This is a genomic window from Lentzea sp. NPDC036949 (assembly GCF_055608075.1).
In genome coordinates this window covers 815,451-839,872 of record NZ_JBVJRA010000001.1, presented here as the reverse complement: position 1 = coordinate 839,872, position 24,422 = coordinate 815,451, and the positions used below count along the sequence as shown (strand labels likewise).

Annotated in this window: 24 protein-coding genes and 1 tRNA gene; 14 read left to right on the top strand and 11 right to left on the bottom strand. The window is 69.7% G+C overall.

What is annotated here, in order from left to right:
* Window positions 1-147: 147 nt before the first annotated feature.
* From ACZ7CD_RS04255 to ACZ7CD_RS04245, 3 genes are read right to left on the bottom strand one after another with little or no spacing between them, the layout of a single operon-like run.
* Window positions 148-927, bottom strand: a complete 780-nt coding sequence (locus tag ACZ7CD_RS04255) for an SDR family NAD(P)-dependent oxidoreductase (RefSeq protein WP_470378289.1) — start codon at window positions 925-927, stop codon at window positions 148-150.
* Window positions 927-2,087: an MFS transporter gene (locus ACZ7CD_RS04250; RefSeq protein WP_470378395.1), complete on the bottom strand. Its 1,161-nt coding sequence runs from the start codon at window positions 2,085-2,087 to the stop codon at window positions 927-929. Before ACZ7CD_RS04250 ends, ACZ7CD_RS04255 begins: the two co-directional genes overlap by 1 nt.
* A 40-nt stretch (window positions 2,088-2,127) precedes the next feature.
* Window positions 2,128-3,375 (bottom strand): GH1 family beta-glucosidase, encoded by a 1,248-nt coding sequence (locus ACZ7CD_RS04245; protein WP_470378288.1) that lies wholly within the window; start codon window positions 3,373-3,375, stop codon window positions 2,128-2,130.
* Between the two features lie 82 nt (window positions 3,376-3,457).
* On the opposite strand from ACZ7CD_RS04245, the gene ACZ7CD_RS04240 reads away from it, so the two are divergent.
* Window positions 3,458-4,102: a TetR/AcrR family transcriptional regulator gene (locus tag ACZ7CD_RS04240; protein ID WP_458429821.1), complete on the top strand. Its 645-nt coding sequence runs from the start codon at window positions 3,458-3,460 to the stop codon at window positions 4,100-4,102.
* Here the strand turns inward: ACZ7CD_RS04240 and ACZ7CD_RS04235 are convergent.
* Window positions 4,099-5,280: an amino acid deaminase/aldolase gene (locus ACZ7CD_RS04235; protein ID WP_458429822.1), complete on the bottom strand. Its 1,182-nt coding sequence runs from the start codon at window positions 5,278-5,280 to the stop codon at window positions 4,099-4,101. The two genes, ACZ7CD_RS04240 and ACZ7CD_RS04235, sit on opposite strands and share 4 nt — an antisense overlap.
* Window positions 5,281-5,363: 83 nt before the next feature.
* On the opposite strand from ACZ7CD_RS04235, the gene ACZ7CD_RS04230 reads away from it, so the two are divergent.
* Window positions 5,364-6,644, top strand: a complete 1,281-nt coding sequence (locus ACZ7CD_RS04230; protein ID WP_360397064.1) for a D-arabinono-1,4-lactone oxidase — start codon at window positions 5,364-5,366, stop codon at window positions 6,642-6,644.
* A gap of 86 nt (window positions 6,645-6,730) precedes the next feature.
* On the opposite strand, the gene ACZ7CD_RS04225 is transcribed toward ACZ7CD_RS04230, so the two are convergent.
* The 4 genes from ACZ7CD_RS04225 to ACZ7CD_RS04210 all read right to left on the bottom strand — a co-directional run bounded on the left by ACZ7CD_RS04225 (window position 6,731) and on the right by ACZ7CD_RS04210 (window position 9,321).
* Window positions 6,731-7,387 carry an NAD(P)H-binding protein gene (locus tag ACZ7CD_RS04225; protein ID WP_470378287.1) on the bottom strand — a complete coding sequence of 219 codons (657 nt, stop codon included), beginning with the start codon at window positions 7,385-7,387 and terminating at the stop codon, window positions 6,731-6,733.
* Window positions 7,388-7,401: 14 nt separating this feature from the next.
* Entirely contained in the window at window positions 7,402-8,019 is a 618-nt protein-coding gene (locus ACZ7CD_RS04220) for a hypothetical protein (protein WP_360397066.1), read from the bottom strand.
* 316 nt (window positions 8,020-8,335) lie between these two features.
* Window positions 8,336-9,076 (bottom strand): alcohol dehydrogenase catalytic domain-containing protein, encoded by a 741-nt coding sequence (locus ACZ7CD_RS04215; protein ID WP_470372903.1) that lies wholly within the window; start codon window positions 9,074-9,076, stop codon window positions 8,336-8,338.
* 162 nt (window positions 9,077-9,238) lie between these two features.
* Window positions 9,239-9,321 (bottom strand) — tRNA-Leu (locus ACZ7CD_RS04210).
* Window positions 9,322-9,438: 117 nt separating this feature from the next.
* Here ACZ7CD_RS04210 and ACZ7CD_RS04205 point away from each other — a divergent pair.
* From ACZ7CD_RS04205 to pknB, 7 genes are read left to right on the top strand one after another with little or no spacing between them, the layout of a single operon-like run.
* Window positions 9,439-10,668, top strand: coding sequence for a DUF3662 and FHA domain-containing protein (locus ACZ7CD_RS04205; RefSeq protein WP_360397068.1), 1,230 nt, complete (start codon window positions 9,439-9,441; stop codon window positions 10,666-10,668).
* 51 nt (window positions 10,669-10,719) lie between these two features.
* A complete protein-coding gene (locus ACZ7CD_RS04200; protein WP_053732084.1) occupies window positions 10,720-11,181 on the top strand; it encodes an FHA domain-containing protein FhaB/FipA in 462 nt (153 codons plus the stop codon).
* Window positions 11,178-12,602, top strand: coding sequence for a PP2C family protein-serine/threonine phosphatase (locus tag ACZ7CD_RS04195; RefSeq protein ID WP_360397069.1), 1,425 nt, complete (start codon window positions 11,178-11,180; stop codon window positions 12,600-12,602). The genes ACZ7CD_RS04200 and ACZ7CD_RS04195 overlap by 4 nt, the downstream gene beginning before the upstream one ends.
* Window positions 12,603-14,078, top strand: a complete 1,476-nt coding sequence (locus tag ACZ7CD_RS04190; protein ID WP_458429825.1) for an FtsW/RodA/SpoVE family cell cycle protein — start codon at window positions 12,603-12,605, stop codon at window positions 14,076-14,078.
* On the top strand, window positions 14,075-15,553 hold the full coding sequence (locus ACZ7CD_RS04185) for a peptidoglycan D,D-transpeptidase FtsI family protein (RefSeq protein ID WP_360397070.1): 1,479 nt from the start codon (window positions 14,075-14,077) through the stop codon (window positions 15,551-15,553). The genes ACZ7CD_RS04190 and ACZ7CD_RS04185 overlap by 4 nt, the downstream gene beginning before the upstream one ends.
* Window positions 15,553-17,121: a protein kinase domain-containing protein gene (locus ACZ7CD_RS04180; protein ID WP_470369748.1), complete on the top strand. Its 1,569-nt coding sequence runs from the start codon at window positions 15,553-15,555 to the stop codon at window positions 17,119-17,121. The genes ACZ7CD_RS04185 and ACZ7CD_RS04180 overlap by 1 nt, the downstream gene beginning before the upstream one ends.
* Before the next feature lie 55 nt (window positions 17,122-17,176).
* Window positions 17,177-19,189: a Stk1 family PASTA domain-containing Ser/Thr kinase gene (gene pknB, locus ACZ7CD_RS04175; RefSeq protein ID WP_470378286.1), complete on the top strand. Its 2,013-nt coding sequence runs from the start codon at window positions 17,177-17,179 to the stop codon at window positions 19,187-19,189.
* Window positions 19,190-19,249: 60 nt separating this feature from the next.
* Here pknB and ACZ7CD_RS04170 read toward each other — a convergent pair whose 3' ends face one another.
* Window positions 19,250-19,891 carry an aminodeoxychorismate/anthranilate synthase component II gene (locus tag ACZ7CD_RS04170; RefSeq protein ID WP_360397073.1) on the bottom strand — a complete coding sequence of 214 codons (642 nt, stop codon included), beginning with the start codon at window positions 19,889-19,891 and terminating at the stop codon, window positions 19,250-19,252.
* A gap of 104 nt (window positions 19,892-19,995) precedes the next feature.
* Between ACZ7CD_RS04170 and ACZ7CD_RS04165 the strand changes: the two genes are divergently transcribed.
* The 3 genes from ACZ7CD_RS04165 to ACZ7CD_RS04155 all read left to right on the top strand — a co-directional run bounded on the left by ACZ7CD_RS04165 (window position 19,996) and on the right by ACZ7CD_RS04155 (window position 21,972).
* Window positions 19,996-21,312, top strand: coding sequence for a ferredoxin--NADP reductase domain-containing protein (locus ACZ7CD_RS04165; protein WP_360397111.1), 1,317 nt, complete (start codon window positions 19,996-19,998; stop codon window positions 21,310-21,312).
* A gap of 85 nt (window positions 21,313-21,397) precedes the next feature.
* A complete protein-coding gene (locus ACZ7CD_RS04160; protein WP_470378285.1) occupies window positions 21,398-21,520 on the top strand; it encodes a hypothetical protein in 123 nt (40 codons plus the stop codon).
* Window positions 21,517-21,972 carry a hypothetical protein gene (locus ACZ7CD_RS04155; protein ID WP_470378284.1) on the top strand — a complete coding sequence of 152 codons (456 nt, stop codon included), beginning with the start codon at window positions 21,517-21,519 and terminating at the stop codon, window positions 21,970-21,972. The genes ACZ7CD_RS04160 and ACZ7CD_RS04155 overlap by 4 nt, the downstream gene beginning before the upstream one ends.
* Here ACZ7CD_RS04155 and ACZ7CD_RS04150 read toward each other — a convergent pair.
* Both ACZ7CD_RS04150 and ACZ7CD_RS04145 read right to left on the bottom strand, forming a co-directional pair.
* Window positions 21,959-22,114 (bottom strand): hypothetical protein, encoded by a 156-nt coding sequence (locus ACZ7CD_RS04150; protein WP_360397075.1) that lies wholly within the window; start codon window positions 22,112-22,114, stop codon window positions 21,959-21,961. The genes ACZ7CD_RS04155 and ACZ7CD_RS04150 overlap by 14 nt on opposite strands.
* Entirely contained in the window at window positions 22,114-23,325 is a 1,212-nt protein-coding gene (locus tag ACZ7CD_RS04145) for a class E sortase (protein WP_470378283.1), read from the bottom strand. Before ACZ7CD_RS04145 ends, ACZ7CD_RS04150 begins: the two co-directional genes overlap by 1 nt.
* A gap of 210 nt (window positions 23,326-23,535) precedes the next feature.
* Between ACZ7CD_RS04145 and crgA the strand changes: the two genes are divergently transcribed.
* Both crgA and ACZ7CD_RS04135 read left to right on the top strand, forming a co-directional pair.
* Window positions 23,536-23,802, top strand: coding sequence for a cell division protein CrgA (gene crgA / locus ACZ7CD_RS04140; RefSeq protein ID WP_065915483.1), 267 nt, complete (start codon window positions 23,536-23,538; stop codon window positions 23,800-23,802).
* 223 nt (window positions 23,803-24,025) lie between these two features.
* A complete protein-coding gene (locus tag ACZ7CD_RS04135) occupies window positions 24,026-24,421 on the top strand; it encodes a PH domain-containing protein (RefSeq protein WP_458429830.1) in 396 nt (131 codons plus the stop codon).
* Window position 24,422: the final 1 nt, after the last annotated feature.

Below are 24,422 nucleotides of genomic sequence, written 5' to 3'. Positions count from 1 at the left end.
ACCAACCCCGGCCCCTTGCCTGCACCTCCCGCGCGGGTGAGGGGCCGTTTCCACGTTCGGACGCCGCGAGCACGGCTGGAGCTGCGCGCCGCTTCTTCCCACTTCCCGCGGTTTCTGCTGCCGGTGCTCCCGGTTCCGCGCCCGGCTTCAGCGGCGCGTACCCGTTTTCCACGTGAGGTAGGACGTGAGGCCGGGCAGCAAGCGGCCGGACAGTTCGAACGCCTTGAGCTGCCACGGGAACAGGTGCTCGGCGCGTTCCTTCTCCACGGCGTCGACGATCGCCGTGGCGACACGGTCGGGCGTGACCGTCGGGATCAGCCTGGCGATCGCCGGAATCCGCTCCTCCGCGCCGGGGTTGTTGGCGAAGTACTCGCTGGAGACCTTGCCCGGCACGACCTCGCTCACGCCGACGCCGGTCCCGCGCAGGTCGAGCCGCAGGGACGCGGTCAGGCCGCGCAACGCCCAGCGCGCCGACTGGTAGCCGGCCGCGCCGGGGATCGGCAGCCGCGACACCGGCGAGTTCACGTTGACGATCCAGCCGGAGCCGCGCGACCGCATGGCGCCGAGGAACTCCCTGGTGAGCAGCATGGCGGCCATGAACGGCACGGCGGTCATCGTGGCCAGGTCGTCCTGCGAGCACTCGTCGAGGAACAACCAGCGCCCGACACCCGCGTTGTTGACCAGCACGTCCGGCGTCTCCACGGCCTCGGCGAGCGCGTGGATCTGCGCGGCGTCGGCGAGGTCGGCCGGATGGGCGGTCGCGGAACCGCCGAACTCGGTGATCCGCTCGACCTGCAGATCGAGCAGCTCGGCGCTGCGGGCCACCAGGTGGACGTGCGCACCGCGTGCCGCGAACCGGAACGCGGTCTCCGCGCCGATGCCCTGGGACGCGCCCGTGACCAGTACCCGCTTGCCCGACAGTCGCATCAGTCCACCGATCGCACTCGACTCATCAACACTCCCGCCACCGCCGTCGCCAGCGCCGACGCCGCGAACAGACCGCGGTACCCGCCAAGGTTGGCCAAGATCACCGCGGTCAGCAAGGGCGCGATGACCTGCGGCAACGCGTTGGCCACGTTCAGCACGCCGAGGTCCTTGGCCCGGTCGGACGCCGCCGGCAGCACCTGGGTGAGCAGCGCGATGGCCACGGCCCAGTACGTGCCGAAGCCGACGCCCAGCAGCGGTGCGGCGACCAGCGCGGCGGTCCAGGTCGGCCAGGCGACGAGCAGCAGAGCGGCGAGCGCCATCACGACCGCGGCGAGGTAGACGTACGGCTTCCGGCGCCCGGAACGATCACTCCGTGCGCCGAACAGCACCGCTCCTGCGGCGAGCGCCACCCCGTAGAGCGCCATCAGCACGAGCAGTCCGTCCTCCGGCGACTCGTGGTGGACCACGTCGCCGAGGAAGTAGAGGAGGTAGAGCGTGCCGAACGCGTTGCCGAGGTTGATCAGGAGGTGCCCGGCCCACGCCCAGGCGAAGTCGGGGTGCTCCCGGGGTGAGATCCAGAACGTCGGCCGCACCGGCTTGGTGACGAGCTGCGTGTCGGGCGTGCGCAGGACGAAGAAGACGGCACCGACGAGCACGATGGCCGCGCACGCCAAATAACCGGCTCGCAGTCCGCTGACCAGCAACGTCACCACGACCGCGCCCAGCACCGTGCCGAGCATCTGGCTGATGCCGATCAACCCGCCGACCTGCGCCCGTTGGGCGATGGGCACCTGGTCGGGCACCACGGCGGTGAGCGCGGCGAGCATGCCGCCGATCCCGGCCTGCACCAGGCACCAGCCGGCGGTCATGACCGCGACGGACGGCGCGGTGGCGAGCACCGCCAGGCCGATCGCGCCGACGACCGCCCCGATCAGCGTCCACGGGTGGCGCCGGCCGAACCGCGAGGTCGTGCGGTCGGACAGGTACCCGATGAGCGGCACCACCAGCAGCGACACGGCGGCGCCGACGCCGGTGACGACGCCGAACACGAACTCCTTGTCCGCCACGTCGAGCAGCTCGGCCTGCTGCGGCAGCAGGACCTGGATCGGCGCGTAGACCGCCAGCCACAGCCCGAGGTTCGCGGCGAACAGCCAGGCCATCCAGCCCCGCCGGACCGGGACGACCGGTTCGGCCAGCGCCTCACTCACCGCTGATCACCCTGCGGTACCAGTGGAACGAGTCGCGCGGCGTGCGGCGCTGGGTCTCGAAGTCGACGTGCACCAGGCCGAACCGCTGCGAGTAGCCGGCCTCCCACTCGAAGTTGTCGAGCAGCGACCACACGAAGTACCCGTCGACACCGGCGTCGAGCGCTGCCTTGAGGTGTCCGTCGAGGTAGGCGATCCGGTCGGCGTCCTCGACCTCGTGCGGGAAGCTGCAGCCGCTCTCGGTGACGTGCACCGGCGGCAGGTCCGGGTGCCGTTCGCGCAGGGTGGCGATCATCTCGGTGAGCCCGGACGGCACAACCGGCCAGCCGAACCCGGTGCGCGGGTACTCGTCGACCTCGACCAGCTCGAACGGCAGCGGGTTGCCCTCCGACGGCAGCGTCAGCCTGGTCGGGTTGTAGTAGTTGACGCCGTAGAAGTCGAGCGGCTGGTGGATGGTCGCGAGGTCGCCGTCCCGGACGGGCATGAGCTCGGCGACCGAGTCCGGATAGCGGCCGGCCAGCACCGGATCGGCGTACAGCCAGTTGTGGACGTCGCTGTACGCGTCGGCCGCGGGCTGGTCGGCGGCGGTGGCCGGCCACGCGGGCGTGTGGTTGTTCGCGGTACCGACCGAGCGGGCGTTGTGGCCGCGCAGAACTTCCACCGCACGGCCGTGAGCGAGGTTCAGGTGGTGGGCGGTCGGCAACGCGTCGAAGAGCAGCGTCTTGCCCGGTGCGTGCTCACCGATCGCATAGCCCTGCAACGTGACCATGGCCGGTTCGTTGATCGGAATCCACATGTGGACCCGGTCGGCCAGCCGTTCCGCGAGCAGTGCGGTGTAGTCGGCGAACCGGTCGGCGATGTCGCGGCCGAGCCAGCCGCCCTCGGCTTCGAGCTGCAGCGGCGTGTCCCAGTGGTAGAGCGTGGCCACGGGCGCGATGCCGGCCTCGACGAGCGCATCGACGAGCCGGTCGTAGAAGTCGAGGCCCTCGGCGTTGGCCGGGCCCTTGCCGCTGGGCTGGATGCGCGGCCACGCGATGGAGAACCGGTAGGCGTTGACCCCCAGCTGGGTCATGAGTGCCACGTCCTCGCGCCACCGGTAGTAGTGATCGCACGCAACGCGGGCGCTGTCGTCGTCGTGCACCGGAGCGAAGTCGTCCCACACCGAGGGGCCTCGGCCGCCCGCGTCGAACGCGCCTTCGATCTGGAACGCGGACGTCGACACTCCCCAGAGGAAGTCGCTCATCGATCCTCCAAATGTGAAACTTGTTCGGATCGTAGGCGTGTTGACAGGTTCAGGGAAGTGAAGACGCCGCGCAGAAGGCAAGATGGAAGAACCCGAACTACTGGGAGTCGCCGTGACGAGCACCACCCCGCTCCGCCGTCAGCCCGTCCAGCAGCGCAGCGCCAAGAGGGTCGAGCGCATGCTCGAAGCCTGCGCGACCCTCATCGACGAGGTGGGCTACGACGGCGTCACCACCACGTTGATCGCGGAGAGAGCGGGCGTGGCGGTCGGCTCGCTGTACCAGTTCTTCCCGGACAAGCGGGCCGTCGTGCAGGCGCTGACCCTGCGCAACGTCGACCGGTTCTCCCAGGGCATCACCGACCGCCTCGAACAGGCCACCCTGGAGCACTGGTGGGACGCCGTGGACACGGTGTTCGACGTCTACGTGACGATGCACCGCGAGATCCCGGCGTTCGGCAAGCTGCACTTCGGCGACGTCGTGGACATGCGGCTGCTCGACGACCGGCGGGACAACAACGCCGTCATCTCCGACAAGATCTCCGAGCTGATCTCGGGCAACTTCGGCATCCCGATGAACGAGGTGCAGCTGCCGATCGCGATCGCCGTCGAGGCCGCGGACGCCGTGCTGAAGATGGCGTTCCGCAACAACCCGACCGGCGACCAGGCGATCCTCGTGGAGGCGAAGGCGCTGGTCAGGGGCTATCTGTCGTCGCGGCTGCCGGCCTAGCCGAAGTTGCGGCGCTCACCGCGGTAGGTGGGCACCGTGCGTTCGACGCGGTCGCCGCGCACCAGGTGCACCTCGTCGAACCGCTCGAACAGCTCGCCCGCTTTGGCGTGCCGCATCCAGACGCGGTCGCCGATGCGCAGCTGTTCGGCGGCCTTGCCGGTGACCGGGGTCTGCACCTCGCCCGCGCCTTCGAGGCCGAGCGTCTTCAGGCCCTCCGGCAGGTACGGCGAGGGCTGGCGGTCCGGGGTCGGGGTACCGGAGGCGATGTAGCCGCCGGCGAACAGGGTGGCGACGCGCTTGGTCGGCTTGCGGACCACGGACAGCGCGAAGAGTGCCGCCGGGTGGGGCTTGAAGGCCTGGTAGCCGTCGAAGAGGGTGGGGCCGAAGAGGCCGCTGCCCGCTGCCAGCTCCGTGACCGAGGGGTCGGTGCCGGTGAGCTCCAGGCTGCCGGTGCCGCCGCCGTTGACGAACTGCAGGTCGGTGACCTGGCGGACCGCGGTGATCACGGCGGTGCGCCGTTCGATCAGCTCCGGGCCGGACCTGGCCTGGATGAGCCGGATGCCGATCGCGCGCAGCGGCTGACCGGGCGGGTTGTCGCCCAGGCCCGCGATCTGGCCCTCGTAGGCCATGACGCCGACGAGGGTGAACCCGGTGCGGCGGACGATCTTGGCGGCGAGCGACGCGGCCTGCGCCGGGGTGTGCACCGGCGAGCGGCGTGGTCCGATGTGGACGCCGGGCAGCGGGCGCCAGGAGACGTCGAGCTCCAGGCAGACCCTGATGTCGGCGTGCGGGCCGATGGCGGCGTCGACGAAGTCGAGGTGCTCGACCGAGTCGACCATGATGGTGATGCGCTGGCGGGCGGTCTCGTTCGCGGCGAGCTTCTGCAGCGCGGCGCGGTCGGCCGTGGGGTAGGCGACCAGCAGGTCCTCGCTGACGTTCTGCTCGGAGAGCCAGAGCGCCTCGGCGAGCGAGTAGCACATGACCCCGGCGTAACCGGGTCGTTCGAGGGCCCGGCTCACCAGGTCGCGCACGCGGATCGACTTGCTCGCCACCCGGATGGGATGACCGGCAGCGCGGCGGGCGAGGTCCGCCGCGTTGTGGTCGAAGGCGTCCAGGTCGACGATCGCGAACGGAGGATCGAGGTCCTTCGTCGCGGTGTCGAGTCGAGTTCGGCGCATGCTCCGACGGTACGTCCTCAACCCTTGAAACGTGAAGAGCTTTCACTTACGTTACTCGCAGGTCACACTCCGTGGAGGTACCCGTGTGGACGAACTGGGCTCGCACCGCGACTTGTGCGCCGACGCGCGTCGTCCACCCGGCGAGCACTGACGAGATCGCCGCGACCGTCGTCTCCGGCGGCCGGGTGCGGGCGCGCGGCAGCGGTCACTCGTTCAACGACATCGCCGTCGCCCCCGAGGTGGCGCTCGACCTCGACCGGTGGACCGGCATCGTCCGCGCCGACGTGGAGACGGGCCTGGTCACCGTCCGCTCCGGCACGCCGCTGCACGTCCTGAACGCCGACCTGCACCGACTCGGCCTCGCCATGCCGAACCTCGGCGACATCGACGCGCAGACCGTGGCCGGTGCCGTGTCGACCTCCACCCACGGCACCGGCGCGAAGCTCGGCGTCCTGGCCACCGCCATCGCCGCGCTGGAGCTGGTGCTCGCCGACGGTTCGGTGGTCACCTGCTCGCGCTCCGAGCGACCGGACCTGTTCAACGCCGCCCGCGTCGGCCTCGGCGCGCTGGGCGTGATCAGCACCGTCACGCTGCAGTGCGTGCCGTCGTTCGTGCTGCAGGCCTCGGAGGCACCGGGCCGGCTCGACGCGGTGCTGGAGCAGTTCGACGACCTGTGCGCGGTCGAGGACCACGTCGAGTTCCACTGGTTCACACACTCGGACCGGGTGATCCTCAAGCGCAACAACCGGGTTCCCGAGCCGGCGCAGCCGCTGTCGCGGTTCCGGCAGGCCTGGGAGTACGAGGTCATGGAGAACGCCGCGTTCGGCGCGGTGTGCAAGGTGGCCAAGACCTTCCCGCGCTACACCAGGAAGCTCAACGAGGTCTGCGGCTCGCTGATCAGCGAGCGGTCCTATTCGGACTACTCGCACAACGTCTTCGTGACCCCGCGCCGGGTCCGGTTCGTGGAGACCGAGTTCTCCATCCCTCGCGAGACGCTGATGGACGTCATCGGCGAACTGCGTGCCGTCGCCAACCGCCTGGGCGACCGCGACGCGTTGATCGTCCCGTGCGAGGTGCGGGTGGCGCAGGCCGACGACATCTGGCTGTCGACCGCCTCCGGCCGTGACACCGCCTACATCTCCATGCACCAGGCGCTCGGCATGCCCTACAAGGCGTTCTTCGACGCGTACGCGTCCATCGCCGCGTCGGTCGGCGGTCGCCCGCACTGGGGCAAGATGCACGACCTCACCGCTGCCGAGCTGCGCCCGCTGTACCCGCACTTCGACGACTTCCTGCGCGTCCGCGACGAGGTGGACCCAACCCGCACCTTCACCAACGCCTACCTGACCCGCGTCCTCGGCTAGATGTCACGCGGGAGCCCCACGTTCCCCTGAGGGGCACGCGGGGCCCCCGCGTGCGCCAGGAGAGTACGAAAGCTCCCCGCGTGCACTCAGAGGACGGCGCGGACGGCGTCGGGGATGGGCGTGGAGCCGTTCGTCAGTTCGAGCGTTTTGCGGACGGTCTGGGGTGCGGTCAAGAGCTCCGCGAGCACGGCGGCGACGTCGGCGCGGGTCACCGGGGAGCGCGGCAGCACCGGGGCGGCCAGGGTGACGAGACCGGTCGGGGCGTCGTTCGTCAGCGGGCCGGGACGCAGGATCGTCCAGTCGAGTGAACGCGACCTCAGGTCGTCCTCCGCCGCCTTCTTCGCTTTGAGGTACACCGCGAACTCGGAGTCCACCGACGGCGAGTCCGCTGACTCGATGCCGACCGTGGAGACCTGGAGGAACCGCCGCACGCCCGCCTCGGCCGCTGCCGTGGCGAACAGGGCGGCGGCCCCGAAGTCCACTGTGTCCTTGCGGGCGGCTCCCGAGCCTGCCCCTGCGCCGGCGGCGAAGACCGCGGCGTCCGCGCCGTTCATGTATTCGGCGACCGAGTCCACTGTGGCGGACTCCAGGTCGCACAGCACCGGAACGGCTCCGGCTTCCTGCACGTCAGCGAAGTGATCGGGGTTGCGGACCAGTGCTGTTGCCGCGTCTCCACGGGTGGCCAGCTGCTGCTGGAGAAGCAGCGCGATCTGCCCGTGTCCGCCGGCGATGACTACTCGCATGCCCCGACCGTAGATCAGGAAGCGGTGGCGAGCACCTGCTCGTAGACCAGCTCGTTGACCCAACGGGTGATGGCGGTGTCCTCGACGGGCACGCACTCGTTGCGGCCGGACACGTCCACGGACAGGTCCTTCTCCTCGTCGGCCAGCAGGACCGAGACGCCGTAGCGGCGCACGCGCGGCAGGCAGTTCGTCAGGTAGTCGTTGGTGAACGCGACCGAGTCCGGGAGGACGGCGGCGGCGTTGCCGTAGCGGGCGAAGGGAACCGCGGAGGCCAGCGCGGTGCGCCAGTGGCGTGCGACGGCCAAGACGCCGACGATGCGCACGGCGGCCGGCGGGACGCGGCCTTCCATCTCCGGCCACACCCAGGTGGAGACGGTGGTCTTGTCGACCTCGGGACCCGCACCCACGCACACGCGCTCGGCGTGGGCGTCGGCCAGGAGCTCGGCCACGACGACGACCTTGCGGCCCATGAGGACCATCTCCGGGAGGACCACGCCGTGCCAGCCGAGGCGGATCGCCGCTGCGGCTGCCAGCTCCTCGACGGACGCGGGCAGTTCCGGAACCGGGACCGCGGTCGTCGACAGTCCCTGCGCGCTGCCGGGCGCCGCGATCCTTGCTGGGGTGCTGCTCACGCCAGTGCCTCCTCGCCACCACGCGGCGGGCGATCCGCCACGTTTCGACTCGTGCTCTGGATAAGGCGTACCAGGAAGCGCGCGGCCCGCCCCCAGGTCACCGGAGCCCCTGCGATCGACGGCGCCGACCGGTCGGTGACCGGTCGAGGAGCGGCGCGGGGAGTTCGGTCCTACGGTGCTGCCGTCTGGGTGACGTTAATCCGGTTGGACGCACCAAAAGACCTGCTCACAGTGGGTGCTCCAGGCGTGGTGGCGAAAAGGCGGCGAACGGTGCCGGTCACCGGCCGCCGACCGCTCACCGCGCCAGAACGACCACCTACATGATGATCACGGTTTTGCCAGGCCCGTGACCTGCGAAAACACCGGTGGCTTCGCGCAACGGCACACGGCGGGAAATCGGCACCGAGAGATCGCCGTCGAGCACCATGGACGCCAGGCGGACAAGCGTCTCCGGTGAGCCCTTCATGCCGAAGTTCTGCGCGCTGTCGCTCGACGCGTAGTTGGTGTTGAACGCCAACGGCGCATAGCGCGCGTTCGCCTCGAACGACGAGCGGTCGGCGCTCACGAGGTCGATGAGCGCGTCGGCCTCCACGAGCGAGTCGCCCCGGCCGATCGGGACCACGTGCTTGCCCGCCGCCCGCGCGATCTGGACGGCGAACGAGCCGACGCCGCCGTTCGGACCGACGACCAGCACGGATTTCGCGTCACCGAGCGCTTCCACCAGCTGCAGCGCCGTCATGCCTGCGGTCGGCAATGCCGCGGCGACCGCGGGGTCGAGGCCGTCCGGCAACGGCGCCAACGCGTTCCCGGCCGGAACCACGGCGTACTCGGCGTAAGTCCCCCGTCCGACGGGGCGGTGGAAGAAGGTCCCGAAAATCCGCTCGCCGGAACCGACGACCTCACCGGCACCGTCGGTTCCGGGAACCATCGGAAACCGGTGCTCTGCGGAACTCCGAAGCATCCCGTCGACGACTTTGCGGTCGAAGGGGTTCACGCTCGCGGCGAGCATCCGCACCTTGAGCTCTTCCGGACCCGCCTGCGGCTCCGGCAGCTCCACCAGCTCGAGCTCCGCACCGAAGTCCGCCGCCGCTATCGCCCACATGTCGCCCTCCGAACGAGTGACAGACATCACCTGTTGGATCACGGAATCCGATACTGCCGGTCAACGAAAGAACCCCCCTCGCGATTCCGCGAGGGGGGTTCGATCTGTCTTTCTCTATGGGCAAGGGGGGAGTTGAACCCCCACGTCCTTTCGGACACACGGACCTGAACCGTGCGCGTCTGCCATTCCGCCACTTGCCCCTGGAGACGTTGGAAACACTAGCACGCGTCCAAACCAGGTTCCTAATCGCCCCCTGTAGGCCTGGTCGCACCCGGATACGATCGGTGCAGAAGACCGTCCAGGCGGAAGGAGCTGACATGGGCCTGCAACGCTTCGAGCGCAAGCTCGAAGGTCTGGTCGGCAACACCTTCGCGCGCGTGTTCGGAGGCAACGTCGTGCCCCAAGAGGTGGCACAGGCGCTGCAACGGGAGGGTGACAGCAACATCCGCGAGCTCGCGGGTGGCAGACTGCTAGCCCCCAACCACTACACAGTGCTGCTCGGCCCTCAGGACCACGATCGACTTGCCGGGGACGAGCAGGATGAACTACGCATCACCCAGCTTCTCGCGGAGGGCCTGCGAGAGCACCTGGAAGAGTCCGGATGGGATACCTACGGTGACGTCGTAGTCTCCCTGGAGCGCTCCGAGGCGCTGCACACCGGACAGTTCCGAACCAGCTCGTCCGTCGACCCCGACGTGAAAGCGGCCAGCCGACGGTCAGCACCACCTCGCACCGCAGGAGACCGAGTCATGAGCCAGCCACCCGGCTACGGACAAGGACAGGGCCAGCCCGGCCACGACCCTTATGGTCAGCAGGGCGGCTACGACCAGGGTTACGGCCAGCAGCAGGGCTACGGCCAGCAGCAGGGCTACGACCAGGGCTACGGCCAACAGCAGCAGCAAGGCGGGTACGACCAGGGCTACGGCCAGCAGGGCGGCGGCTACGGCGGCGGCCAGCAGGGCTATGACCAGGGGTACGGCCAGCAGCAGGGCTACGACCAGGGTTATGGCGGCCAGCAGCAGGGCTACGGCCAGCAGGGTTACGACCAGGGCTACGGCGGCGGCCAGCAGGGCGGCGGCTACGACCAGGGTTACGGCCAGCAGCAGGGCTACGGCCAGCAGGGCTACGACCAGGGCTACGGCGGCGGCCAGCCGGCCGGCGGCTACGACCAGGGTTACGGCCAGCCCGCCGGTGGGTACGACCAGGGCTACAACCAGGGCGGATACGCCCCGCCGGCAGTGCAGGGCGGCAACCGCCAGCTCAACGCCACGCTGCACCTCGACGACGGGTCGAACCGGACGTACAACCTCAAGCAGGGTGGAAACGTCGTAGGACGTGGGCAGGAAGCCGACTTCCGCCTCCCCGACACGGGTGTGTCCAGGCGCCACCTGGAGATCACCTGGGACGGGCACAGTGCGATGCTCGCTGATCTCGGTTCGACCAACGGCACCACGGTGAACGGCACGCCAGTGCAGACTTGGCAGCTCGCGGAGGGCGACGTCGTCCGCATCGGCCACTCGTCACTGGTCTTCCGCACCGCGGGCTAGAGGTCGACACGGGCGTCGGTAAGCAACTCAAGGCAGGAGCGGTTACAACCGGTGCCAGAGCTGGTGATGCAGCTGACCAGAGCGGGCTTTCTCGTGCTCCTCTGGCTCTTTGTGCTGGCCGCCCTACGTGTGGTCCGCTCTGATCTCTACGCGGCCTCAGGGCTCCGGGCGTCAGGTCTGCCCGGTTTCCGGAGGTCCGACAAGTCGGCGAGGGGTAGCAAGGCGCCGAGGACGCTCGTGGTCACCCACGGCGCGCTCACCGGCACCCGCATCTCACTCGACGGCCGGCCGATCCTGATCGGCCGCGCGGACGACTCGACTCTCGTGCTGGACGACGACTTCGCGTCGACCAGGCACGCGAGGCTGTCGATGCGCGGCACCGACTGGTACGTGGAAGACCTCGGCTCCACGAACGGCACCTACCTAGACCGAGCCAAGGTCACCGCACCACTGCGCGTACCTCTCGGCACCCCGATCCGCATTGGCAAAACGGTGATCGAGCTGCGCTCATGACCTTGGTTCTTCGATACGCGGCCCGAAGCGACCGGGGCCTGGTCCGTTCCAACAACCAGGACTCCGTGTACGCGGGCCCCCGCCTGCTCGCAGTCGCCGACGGCATGGGTGGCCACGCCGCCGGCGAAGTCGCGAGCAAGGTGGTCATCGCCTCGCTGGCCCACGTCGACGACGACGAGCCCGGCGACGACCTCCTCGGCAAGCTCCGCGACGCGGTCGCGGCCGGCAACGGCGCCATCTCCGAGCTGGTCGCGAGCGACCCGGACCTGGAGGGCATGGGCACCACGCTGACCGCGGTGCTCTTCGCGGGCAACCGCCTCGGCCTGGTGCACATCGGCGACTCGCGCGCCTACCTGCTCAGAGAGGGCGGGTTCGCGCAGATCACGCACGACGACACGTTCGTCCAGTCGTTGATCGACGAGGGCCGGATCACGCCGGACGAGGCGGCCACGCACCCGCAGCGCTCGTTGCTGCTGCGCGCCCTCACCGGGCACGACTTCGAGCCCAGCCTCACGGTGCGCGAGGCACGGGCCGGTGACCGGTTCCTGCTGTGCTCGGACGGCCTGTCCGGTGTCGTCTCGATGGAGACGCTGGACGAGGCGATCCGCATCCCGGACCCGCAGGCCTGCGCGGACCGGATGATCGAGCTCGCGCTCAAGGGCGGCGGCCCCGACAACGTCACGGTGATCGTGGCGGACGTCGAGGACGTCGACTTCGGCGACGACTACCCGATCGTCGGCGGTGCGGCCGGTGACGGCAGCGAGGAGCACAACACCCCGCCGGACTCCGCGGCGTCACGGGCGAGCGCGCTCACGCAGCAGCGCCAGCCGATGCCGCAGCGGATGGAGGCACCGCCGCCACCGCCGCAGGACCCGAAGCGCAAGAAGCGCAACGCCCTCAAGGCGTTCGCGATCGTCTTCCTGCTGCTCGTCGTGGTCGGCGCGGCCGGGGTCGGCGGCAAGCTGTGGCTGAACACCCAGTTCTACGTGGGCGCGACCGAGGACGGTCAGGTCGCGATCTTCCGCGGGCTCAACGGCAGCGTGCTCGGGTTCAAGCTCTCGTCGAAGGTCGAGGACTCGTGCCCGCCCGGCTCGTCGGGCTGCACGCCGATCGCGGTGAAGGACCTGCAGGAGGCCGGGCGCAAGACGATCACCGAGGGCATCCGCAGCGACAACGGCATCGACGGCGCGCGCGCCGCGGTCCGCATGCTGCGCACGGCGCACATGCTGCCGTTGTGCAAGGACACCTCGGCCTCGTCCACCCCGACGTCGCCGACCACGACGACCCCGCCCACGACGACGACCCAGCCCGCGAACGGGACGCCCTCGTCGACCACGGCCCCCGCGGGTGGCGAGACCACCCAACCCTCGCTCACCTCGTCCGCGCAGAAGCCGGGCGTGGAATGCCGGGAGGGTCCGTAGTTGAAGGGCTCACCCGCCCCGTCCGGGGACGGCTCACCAGTCGCGTCGCTGGCGACCAGCACGTCGCCGGGGCTGCGGGCGCCGACGCGGCGCGGCACCGAACTGGTGATGCTCTCGTTCGCGGCCGGGCTCGTCACGCTGGCTCTGATCCTGGTGGAGCTCAACCAGGAGCGCTCGCTCAGCCTGCGCATCCTGTACCTGGGACTCGCCTACCTCGGCCTGTTCGCCTGCGCGCACCTCGCCGTGCGCCGCTGGGCGCCCTACGCCGACCCGGTGATCCTGCCGTGCGTCGCGCTGCTCAACGGGCTCGGCCTGGTGGTCATCCACCGGATCGACCTCGCCATGGAGGGCACCGTCTTCGCGGACGGCTCGACGTGGGACCCGATGGCGTTCAAGCAGGTCATCTGGACCGCGATCGGACTGCTGCTGTTCGCGGCCACGCTGAAGTTCCTCACCGACCACCGCACCCTGGCGCGCTTCGGCTACACGTTCGGCCTGGCCGGGCTGGTCGCCCTGCTGCTGCCCGGTGTGCTGCCGGGCTTCATCGCGCCGACGATCAACGGCGCGAAGATCTGGCTGCGGATCGGCCCGTTCTCCATCCAGCCGGGTGAGTTCGCCAAGATCCTGCTGATGGTCTTCTTCGCCGCGTTCCTGGTGTCGAAGCGGGACCTCTTCACCACCGCGGGCCGCCGGTTCCTCGGCATGGACCTGCCGCGCGCCCGCGACCTCGGCCCGCTGTTCGCGGCGTGGGGCGTGGCGGTCGCGGTCATGGTCCTGCAGAAGGACCTCGGCTCGTCGCTGCTGTTCTTCGGCATCGTGCTGGTGCTGCTCTACGTCGCCACCGAACGCGCGGCCTGGGTGGTGCTCGGCCTCGGTCTGTTCGCCGGCGGCGCGGTCATCGCGTGGAAGCTCTTCACGCACGTCCAGCAGCGCGTGGCGAACTGGTCGGACCCGATCGCCACCTACAACGACGACGGCGGCGGCTACCAGATCGCGCAGTCGCTCTTCGGTCTCGCGACCGGTGGCATCGGCGGTGCCGGGCTCGGCGCCGGGCGGCCGGAGATGATCCCGGAGTCCAACACCGACTTCATCACCGCGGTGATCGGCGAGGAGCTCGGGTTCGTCGGCTTCGCCGCGCTGCTGCTGGTCTACATGGTCGTCGCGATGCGCGGCCTGCGCGGTGCCATCTCGGTGCGCGACAGCTTCGGCAAGCTGCTCGGCGGCGGCCTGGCGTTCGCGATGTGCTTCCAGGTGTTCATCGTCGTCGGCGGTGTCACGAAGCTGATCCCGATGACGGGCATCACCGCCCCGTTCCTGTCCAAGGGCGGTTCGTCGCTGCTGGCGAACTACGTCCTGATCGCGTTGCTGCTGCGGATCTCCGCGGCCGCGCGGGCGCCGCAGCGTGCTCCGAAGCCGAAGCCGCAGCAGCCGGCCATCGCCGACCAGCACACAGTCATGGTGGAGCGTCCGAAATGAACACACCGCTCCGCCGGGTCGGCTTCGCCATGATGGTGATGATCCTGCTGCTGCTGGGCAACGCCACGTGGGTGCAGGTCATCAACGCCGACGAGTGGCGCAAGAACCCGAACAACCGCCGGGTGCTGCTCGACGAGTACGCCCGCAAGCGCGGTCTGATCATGGCCGCCGACGGCATGGTGATCGCGGACGTCAAGGAGACGACGGACCGGCTCCGGTACCTGCGCACCTACGCCGCGCCGCAGGCGTACGCCCCGGTGACCGGGTACCTCTCGGTCACCTACGGCACCGCCGGCATCGAGCGCGCCGAGAACGACCTGCTCAACGGCTCGGACGACCGGCTGTTCGCGCGCCGCGTCTCGGCGTTGATCACCGGTCGCGACCCGGTGGGCGGCAACGTGCAGCTCACGCTGGTGCCGCGGGTCCAGCAGATCGCCTACGACCAGCTGGCGGCGAAGGGCTTCCGCGGCTCGGTCGTCGCGATGAAGCCGGACACCGGCGAGATCCTCGCGATGGTCAGCACGCCGTCCTACGACCCGAACCTGCTGGCGAGCCACGACCCGACCGCGCAGCAGACCGCGTGGAAGCAGCTCACCACCGACGGCAACGGCGACCCGTTGATCAACCGCGCGATCCAGGGCATCTACCCGCCCGGCTCGACGTACAAGGTCGTCGTGGCCGCGGCCGCGCTCGCCAACGGTGACACCAAGGAGTCGCAGTACACGGCGGCGGGCTCGATCCCGTTGCCGGGCACGAACAACTTCCCGTTCCCGAACTACAACGGCCAGCCCTGCGGCAGCGGGCAGACCGCGTCGATGGAGCTCGCGCTCGCCAAGTCGTGCAACACGGCGTTCGGCGAGATGGCGGCGAAGGTCGGCAAGGCCAAGCTGCAGGCCCAGTCGGACAAGTTCGGCTTCAACGACGACGACCTCAGGGTGCCGATGGCGGTCGAGAACTCGACCATGGGCCCGGTCCCCGACGAGCCCGCGCTCTACCAGAGCGGCATCGGCCAGCGCGACGTCCGCGTGACCCCGCTGCAGAACGCGATGATCGCGGCGACGATCGCCAACGGCGGCAAGCGCATGCAGCCGTACCTGGTGTCGAAGATCCTCGGCCCCGACCTGAAGACGGTCGAGGACACCGAGCCCGACGAGATCAACACCGCGATGAGCTCGGCCAACGCGGCCGCGCTGCGCGACATGATGGTCCAGTCGGAGGCGAACACCGGCGGCGAGGGCAGGATCGCGAACGTCCAGGTGGCGTCGAAGACCGGTACCGCGGAGGTCGGCGGCAGCCGGGAGCAGACCGTGGCACCGCACGCCTGGTACATCGCGTTCGCGCCGGCGCAGAAGCCGGAGATCGCAATCGCGGTGATCGTGGAGAACGGTGGCGACCGCGGCCTCGGCGCGACCGGCGGCAAGGTGGCGGCGCCCATCGGCCGCGCCGTGATGAACGCGTATCTGGCGGGTCGCTGATGCTGACCACGGGCCAGCTCCTCGCCGACCGCTACCGCCTCACCAGGCGGATCGCGGTCGGTGGCATGGGCGAGGTCTGGGAGGCGGCCGACGACCGGCTCGACCGCCGGGTCGCCGTGAAGGTGCTGAAGGCGGAGCTGTCCGGCGACGCCGAGTTCCTGCACCGCTTCCGCGTCGAGGCGCGGATGACCGCGTCGCTCAACCACCCCGGCATCGCGTCGGTGCACGACTACGGCGAGACCGCGTCGGTCGCGGACGGGCCGGAGGACACGGCGTACCTGGTGATGGAGCTCGTCGAGGGCGAACCGCTCGCGACGATCATCTCGCGGGGCCGGCTCACCGCCGAGGTGACGCTGGACCTGCTGGAGCAGACCGGGAACGCGCTGCAGGCCGCGCACGAACGCGGGCTGGTGCACCGGGACGTCAAACCGGGCAACATCATGGTGACGCCGTCGGGCAAGGTGAAGATCACCGACTTCGGTATCGCGAAGGCCGTCGACGCCGCTCCCGTGACACGATCCGGCATGGTCATGGGCACCGCGCACTACATCGCTCCCGAGCAGGCGCTCGGCGGCGAGGCCGAACCGGCGAGCGACGTCTACTCGCTGGCCGTGTGCGGCTACGAATGCCTTGCGGGACATCGGCCGTTCCTGTCGGACAACGCGGTGACGGTGGCGATGATGCACATCCGCGACATCGCGCCGCCGTTGCCGCCGGACGTGCCACCGGGTGCGCGGGCGTTGATCGAGGCGACACTGGTGAAGGACCCGCGGCAGCGCTACCGCACCGGTGGCGAGTTCGCCGCGGCGGTCAGCGCGGTGCGGGTGGGCCAGCCGCTGCCGACGCCGTCGGGTTTCACGATGCCGCCGATCCCGCAGCAGGTGCAGCAGCAGCACCAGGTCGCCCAGCAGATGGCACCGCAGCAGCAGATGGCGCCCCAGCAACTGGCGCAACAGCAGCTGACGCCTCCGCAGGTGCCGCAGCAGGTCGCCCCGCAGCAGCCCCAGGTGTCCCAGCCGTTGCAGGTACCACCGCCGATGCCGCACCACTCCGGTGGTCAGCCTCGCGCCGGTACCCATCCGGGCATGCAACCGGTACAACAGCAACCGGTGCCGCACACCGGGACGTTCGCCCCGATGCCACCGCCACCCGGGAGGAACCGGGTGACCGTGTGGGTTATGGTCGCTCTTCTGGTGACTGCTCTGCTGGTGATCGGCGGAGTCGTCGCCTGGAAGCTGACCATCGGGAAGACCGCTGCCGGCGAGCAGGGCGGCTTGCCGCAGAACACGAGCACGAGCAGCCCGAACGCACCGGCGAACGGTCAGGCGAAGCCCGACTCCGCCGACCGGATACCGGGCACCTCGACGACACGGCTCGACGAGGACGACTACCTCGGCCGGACCGGCGACGAGGTCAGCACGCAGCTGAGCGACCACGGCCTGGAGCCGACCGTGCTGAGCCCGCAGGGCACGGCACCGGGAGACCTGAGGAAGTGCCGCGTCACCGCCATCGCGCCGACCGGCGACGTGTCGGCCGGGACGCGGGTGAAGGTGACGTGCCGGGCATGAGCAGAACCAGAACCGAGATGGGAACACCGTCGATGAGGAGCGGGACGAAGCACCGATGAGCACTCCGCGACTGCTCTCAAACCGCTACGAACTGGGTGAGACCCTCGGGTACGGCGGCATGTCCGAGGTCCACAAGGGGCGGGACGTCCGGCTCGGCAGAGACGTGGCGATCAAGGTGCTGCGCGCTGACCTCGCCCGCGACGCCCAGTTCCAGGAGCGGTTCCGGCGCGAGGCGCAGAACTCGGCTGCTCTGAACCACCCGGCGATCGTCGCGGTCTACGACACCGGCGAGACGCAGACCGAGTACGGTCCGCTGCCCTACATCGTGATGGAGTTCGTCGACGGGCGGACGCTGCGCGACATCGTGAAGACGCAGGGACCGCTGTCGGGCAAGCGCGCGATGGAGGTCATGGCCGACGTCTCGGCCGCGCTCGACTTCAGCCACCGCCACGGGATCGTCCACCGCGACGTGAAGCCGGCGAACGTGATGATCACGAAGTCCGGCGCCGTGAAGGTGATGGACTTCGGCATCGCCCGCGCGCTGCACGACGGCCAGGCCGCGGTCACGCAGACCGCCGCGGTGATCGGCACGGCCCAGTACCTGTCGCCGGAGCAGGCCCGCGGCGAGTCCGTGGACGCGCGGTCCGACGTCTACGCGGCCGGCTGCGTGCTGTTCGAGCTGCTGACCGGGGAGCCGCCGTTCACCGGTGACTCGCCCGTCGCGGTCGCGTACCAGCACGTGCGGGAGGACCCGAAGGCGCCGTCGTCGCTGAACCCGAAGGTGTCGCCGCAGCTCGACGCGATCGTGCTGAAGGCGATGGCGAAGGGCCCGGCCAACCGCTACCAGTCCGCCGCGGAGATGCGCGCGGACCTGGTGCGCGTGCTGTCCGGCCAGCGCCCGTCCGCGCCCGCCGTCATGACGGCCGAGGATCGCACGGCCGTGATGAACGAGCAGTCGGCCTCGCGTTCCGCGCGCACCCAGGTCGTGAACGGCGGCCGGCACCGTCCGGCGGCGTTGAAGTCGGAGCCGGACGACGACTACGACCCGATCGCCGACGAGGAAGAGGAGCGGCGCGCCAAGCGCAAGAAGACCATCATGATCGCTTTGGTGGTCTTCCTGTGCATCGCCGTGCTCGGCCTCGCCGCGTGGATCACCACGAGTCTGATGAAGCCGGGCGACAGCAACACCCCGGAGAAGGTGCCGGTGCCCGCCGTCGTCGGCATGGAGCCGTTGACGGCCAACGACAAGCTGACCCAGTCCGGGCTGAAGCCGAAGCAGGAGCTGGTGCCCTGCGAGCCGGGTGCGAACGGGGCCGCGGCGCCGTGCACGTCCGAGCAGATCGGCAAGGTCATCGGCACGAACCCGCCGGAGGGCACCTCGCTGCTGAAGGGTGCCGAGGTCGTCGTGCGCGTCGGTTCGCCGCCGGGCGAGGGTGCCGTGCCGGACCTGAAGGGCAAGACTCCGAACGAGGCCCAGCAGATCCTGGACAAGGACCCGAACGGCTTCAAGGTGCAGCAGAGCACCGACACGGTCGAGACCGACGACCCCAACAAGGTCGGCAAGATCGTGCAGCAGAATCCCGAGTTCGGCCTGAAGCTGAAGAAGGGCGGCACGATCACCATCAGCCTGGGCAGGGCGCCGGACAAGCAGAACGTGCCCGGTGTGGTGGGCCAGGACCTGGAGACCGCGCGCCAGACGCTGGAGGGTTCCGGCTTCAAGGTCAACGTGGCGCAGGCGGACAGCCAGAAGCCGCAGAACGAGGTCATCTCGCAGACCCCGCAGGCCAACAGCAAGGCCGTCAAGGACGCCACGGTCACGCTGACGGTCTCGAAGGGCAACCTGATGGAGATGCCCGACCTGACCGGCCTGTCGCAGAAGGACGCGGAGACCAAGCTGCGGGCGCTCGGCTGGAACGGCAACTTCAACGTCGACGAGCAGCAGGTCCAGCCCGGTTCGCCGCAGAAGGACAAGATCATCTCGCAGCAGCCGGCGAAGGGCTCGCCCATCGGCAAGGGCGCCGCGGTCACGGTGGTCATCGGCCGGACCGGGCTCCTCCCGACCAACTGATCGGCTCATACGAGAAGAGGCCCCCTCCCGGCGTCGGGAGGGGGCCTCTTCTCGTATGAGCTACTGGCGGGCCGCGGCGGCGAGCGTGCGCATGCCGTTCTCCAGCTGCGCGACCGTGGCCTCCGGCACCTCGTACCCGCAGACCTTCAGCCAGTTGGCGAGCATCCGGTGGCCGCCGTCGGTGAGCACCGACTCGGGGTGGAACTGCACACCCTCGACCGGGAGCTCCCTGTGCCGCATGGCCATGACGATGCCGGTCTCGGTCTTGCCGGTGACCTCGAACTCGGCGGGGATCGTCTCCGGCAGCACCGTCAGCGAGTGGTAGCGGGTGGCGATGAACGGCTTCGGCACGCCGTTCAGCACGCCGGCGCCCTCGTGGAAGACGATGCTCGTCTTGCCGTGGAGGAGTTCCGGCGCGCGGTCGACGGTGCCGCCCCACACCACGCCGATGGCCTGGTGGCCGAGGCAGACGCCGAAGACCGGCTTGCCGGTGTCGGCGCACTTCTTGATGACGTCGATGCTCGACCCGGCGCGCTCGGGTGTGCCCGGACCGGGGCTCACCAGCACGCCGTCGACGCGGTCGATCTCGGTGAGGTCCACCTCGTCGTTGCGCCGCACGACGCACTCGGCCCCGAGCTGGGCGAGGTACTGGACGAGGTTGTAGACGAAGCTGTCGTAGTTGTCGACCACGAGCACGCGCATGAAGAGAGCCTAGTCGGTCCCGTCGAGTGAGTTAGCTCTCGTCTTCATTGAGGTAAGGCTTCCCTAAAATAGGTGTCATGAGTCGTCCCTTGCGCGTCGCTGTGATCGGCGCGGGTCCGGCCGGTGTGTACGCGGCCGACATCCTCACCAAGTCCGACGTCGACGTGCAGATCGACCTCTTCGAGAAGCTCCCCGCGCCGTACGGCCTGGTCCGCTACGGCGTCGCGCCGGACCACCCGCGCATCAAGGGCATCGTGACCGCGCTGCAGAAGGTGCTGGACAAGCCGTCCGTGCGCTTCTTCGGCAACGTCGAGTACGGCGTCGACCTCAAGCTCGACGACCTGCGCCAGTTCTACGACGCCGTCATCTTCTCCACCGGCGCCTCCGCCGACCGCGAGCTCGACATCCCCGGCATCGACCTGCCCGGCAGCTTCGGCGCCGCCGACTTCGTGTCCTGGTACGACGGCCACCCGGACGTCCCCCGCACCTGGCCGCTGACCGCGACCGAGGTCGCCGTGCTGGGCGTCGGCAACGTGGCGCTGGACGTCGCCCGCATCCTCGCGAAGACCGCCGACGAGCTGCTCGTCACCGAGATCCCCGCCAACGTGCACGCGGGCCTCGCCGCCTCCCCCGTCACCGACGTGCACGTGTTCGGCCGCCGCGGCCCGGCCCAGGCGAAGTTCACGCCGCTGGAGCTGCGCGAGCTCGACCACTCGCCGAACGTCGAGGTGATCGTGCACGCGGAGGGCATCGAGTTCGACGAGGCCTCGATGCACGCGATCCGCACCAACAAGCAGGTCGAGATGATCGTGAAGACCCTGCAGGAGTGGGCGATCCGCGACGTCGGCAACCGCCCCCGCCGGCTGCACCTGCACTTCCTCGAAGCACCGGTCGAGGTGCTGGGCACCGACGGCGTCACCGGCCTGCGCACCGAGACGCAGGAGCTGACCGGCGACGGCGGCGTCCGCGGCACCGGCCGGTTCACCGACTGGGACGTGCAGGCCGTGTACCGCGCGGTCGGCTACCTCTCCACGCACCTCGCCGACCTCCCGTTCGACCACGTCTCCGGCACGGTCCCGCACCTCGCGGGCCGCGTGCTCGACCTCGACGAGGTGCCGATGCCCGGCACGTACGTCACCGGCTGGGTCAAGCGCGGCCCGATCGGCCTGATCGGCCACACCAAGGGCGACGCGCTGGAGACCATCACGAGCCTGCTGGAGGACGCCGAGTCGCTCCCCCGCGCCACCTCCCCCTCGCCGGACGCCGTCGTGCAGTTCCTGGAGCAGCGCGCCGTCCCGTTCGTCACGAACGAGGGCTGGCGCAAGCTCGACGCGCACGAGATCGCATTGGGTGCCGAGCAGGGCCGCGAGCGCGTGAAGGTCGTGCCGCGCGAGGAGATGACCGCCATCTCGAACGGCTGAGCCCGTTCTCCGATGAAGCCGCCACCACGCTTGACGTGGTGGCGGCTTCAGCTTTTCCGGTCGCGCCGATGCGGACACCGGGTGCGTGAACACCGATCTCGGTCGCCCGCCGGATGACGGGGAGACCGACGGCGTTCGCGCCGAGATGCGCACGCTGGCGGCCGACGTCGTGCGTGCGGTGGACGAGATCCTGGGGACAAGACCGTGAACGACGACCTGCGCAGACGTTTGGCGTTCTTCAACGCCGAGCTGACCGACCGCCGGCTCGACAGCAGGGACACCGTGGGGTTCGCCTGCGACCTGCTGCTCGCGGGTCTGGACACCCCGGCGGTGCGGGAGCTGGCCGGTGAGTCACCGGTCCAGCAGCGCATGAGCGAGACCTACGACCTGGCCCGGCAGATGCTCGTCGAGCTGGGCGTCGAGCCGATGACCTCAGATCAGGCCGAGTGGTTCCTCGGCCGGGACGCCGCGCGGAAGGTCCTCGCCGGCGAGCCCCGTGCGGAGTGGAAGGACCGCACGTTCCACATCACGTTCCAGTTCTCGCGCGAGGACGACGACGTCTACTGGGCGTTGGGGCAGTACGACACGGACCCGGAGCCGTTCCGCGCCTACGTCCGCGAGTACCTGCGCCTCGCGGAGGCGCACCTCACTGGGTGGTGACGTTGTTGAACGGCAGCAGCGGTTCGGCCCACGGGAACACGACGAACATCAGCAGCGCCACGATGCCGAGGACGAGCACGACCGCCTCGGCGACGCGCAGGAACAGCGGGCCCGGCAGGTGCCGCCAGATCCAGCCGTACATCAGGCCTCCGTCATCTCGGGCGGCACGAAGCCGTCGGCGACCGGGTAGCTCTTGGTCTCGATGGCGTGCACGATCAGCCGCTGCTTGTCGGAGAACCGCGGGTGGCAGGTGGTCAGGGTGAGCAGGCGGGCCTGCTGCTCCGGCGGCACCGCCGCGTTCGGCTGGTGGGGAACCGGGGCGATGACCTCGCCCTGGCTCGGCACCACGATCTCCTGGCCGACGGTCTTGGCGTAGGCCTCGCCCAGCGTCGTGGACAGCGGGGCGATGCCGGTGCAGGCGGCTTCCTCGGCCTTCGGGTTGTTCGCCCAGCCGGCGACCTCGTTCTTCATCGGCAGGACCCGGTAGACGAACCACTGGGTCTGGGTCTGCACGACGATCGCGTTGCAGGACTCCAGCAGGTCGAGGTCGTTGAACGGCGCACCCTTGCCGACGCGGTGCCCCGCGATGGAGAAGTTGCCGGGCTGGCCGGGCTGCGCGGTGTCCTTGTAGTGGCCGGGGCCGATCTCGAGGTGCTTGTCGGTGGTGCCCTCGACGACGGAGAACTTCCAGTCGTTGCCGAAGACGGGGATGTACATCTTCGCGAAGGCCTTGCCCTCGATGAGGTTCAGCTGCGACTGGCGGTTCGGGTCGGCCGGGGGCGGCGTGACGGTGTTCGAGTTCCACTCGGAGTCGAGCGCCGCGGTGACCTCGTCCTGCTTCTGCGCGGAGAACAGGTCGGTCACGTAGACCTCGTAGACGACGAACAGCAGCACGACGAGGCCCATCGTGATGAGCACCTCGCCGAAGCCGCGGACGGCCTTGCGGCGGAAGCTCTCCGGCGGGAGCGCGTCCTTCTCGTCCTCGTCGTAGTAATCGTCGTCGTCGTAGTACTCGTCGTCGTAGTCGTCCTCGACCGGCTCGATGATCTCCGTCGGCGGGTCGACCGGGCGTGGACGGGGGCGCTGCGGTGCTCCTCGGGGCGGACCCTGCGGTGCGCCGGGGGGCGGGCCGGGCCGCCAGCCGTTCTGCGGACCGGGGGCCTGCGGGCCGAATGCCCGCGGGCCGGGTGCCGCGCCTCGGGGCACACCTCCCGGTGGGGTCGGCTGCGGGCCCTGCGGCGGGCCGGGGTGGCGCGGCGGAGCGGCGGGCGGGGGCAGGCTACCGGAGAAGGCACTGGTGAACTGCGTGGCGTCCGCGGGCGGCAGCGGCTGCGGTGAAGGTGCCGAGCGCACGTGCCGCAGGTCGTCACGACGGGGTGCAGGACGCCGTGGAGGCGGCTGCTGCGGTCCCGAGTTCACCTGAGAACCTCCGCGCGGACTGTGAACGGATTACAACTGCGTCTGCCAGGTGGTTCGCTCACCACCTCGGCTACGTTAACGTGTCTGCTGAGTAGTGCACGTAAACTCGCGCACTCAGAGACATCCACGTCAGGCGAGGACAGCATGCCCAAGTCCAAGGTCCGGAAGAAGGCGGTCTACACCGCACCCACTGACCGCCGTACGCCGGTCAAGGTCAAGGCAGCGGGGCCGTCCCACCCGGTCTACGTCGTCATCATGCTCGGCTTCATGCTGCTGGGCCTCGCGTGGCTCGTCGTGAACTACATCGCGGCCGAGAAGATCCCGTTCATGCTCGAGCTGGGCGCGTGGAACTTCGCCATCGGCTTCGCGCTGATGATCATCGGTCTCCTGATGACGATGCGCTGGCGGTAAGTCCGCCCCCTGTCACGACTGGTCATCGACGGCCCGGACGTTCACTCGTCCGGGCCGATGTTCGTCCATGCCACGTTCACCTGGTTCACGTGGGCGTCACCGAAGCACATGGTTGTAAGTCATCCCCATTGGGGACAACCCCTGTGGACAACTTTGCGCGAAATTGCACAAGCGCCTCTTCCGCACTTCAGTTGTCCACATTTCATGCGGGACACTCGACGCTGTGACTCGCTCCTGGTCCACTCCCGCGCCGCTCGTCGCCGCCGCCTGGGTGTCCGCCGCCCTGCTCGCGTTCGCCACGGTCATCACCACCGAGAACGCCGGCCGTCTCCTCGTCGGGCTGGCAACGCTGCTGGTCAGCTACCTCGCCGCATTCGCCTCCCTCGCCCGCCCGCGGCTGAGCGCCGACGCGAACGGCATCGCGGTGCGCGGGTTCGCGAGCACCACGCACCTGGCGTGGCACGAGGTGAAGGTCAAGCTGCAGCACACGCGCAGGCTCGGCCGGGAACAGCAGGCGTTGGAGCTCGACGCCGACGACCGTCTCGTGGTGCTCACGAAACTGGACCTCGGCGCCGACCCGGAAGAAGTGGCGAGCGTGCTGCACGCACTGCGCCCGTGAC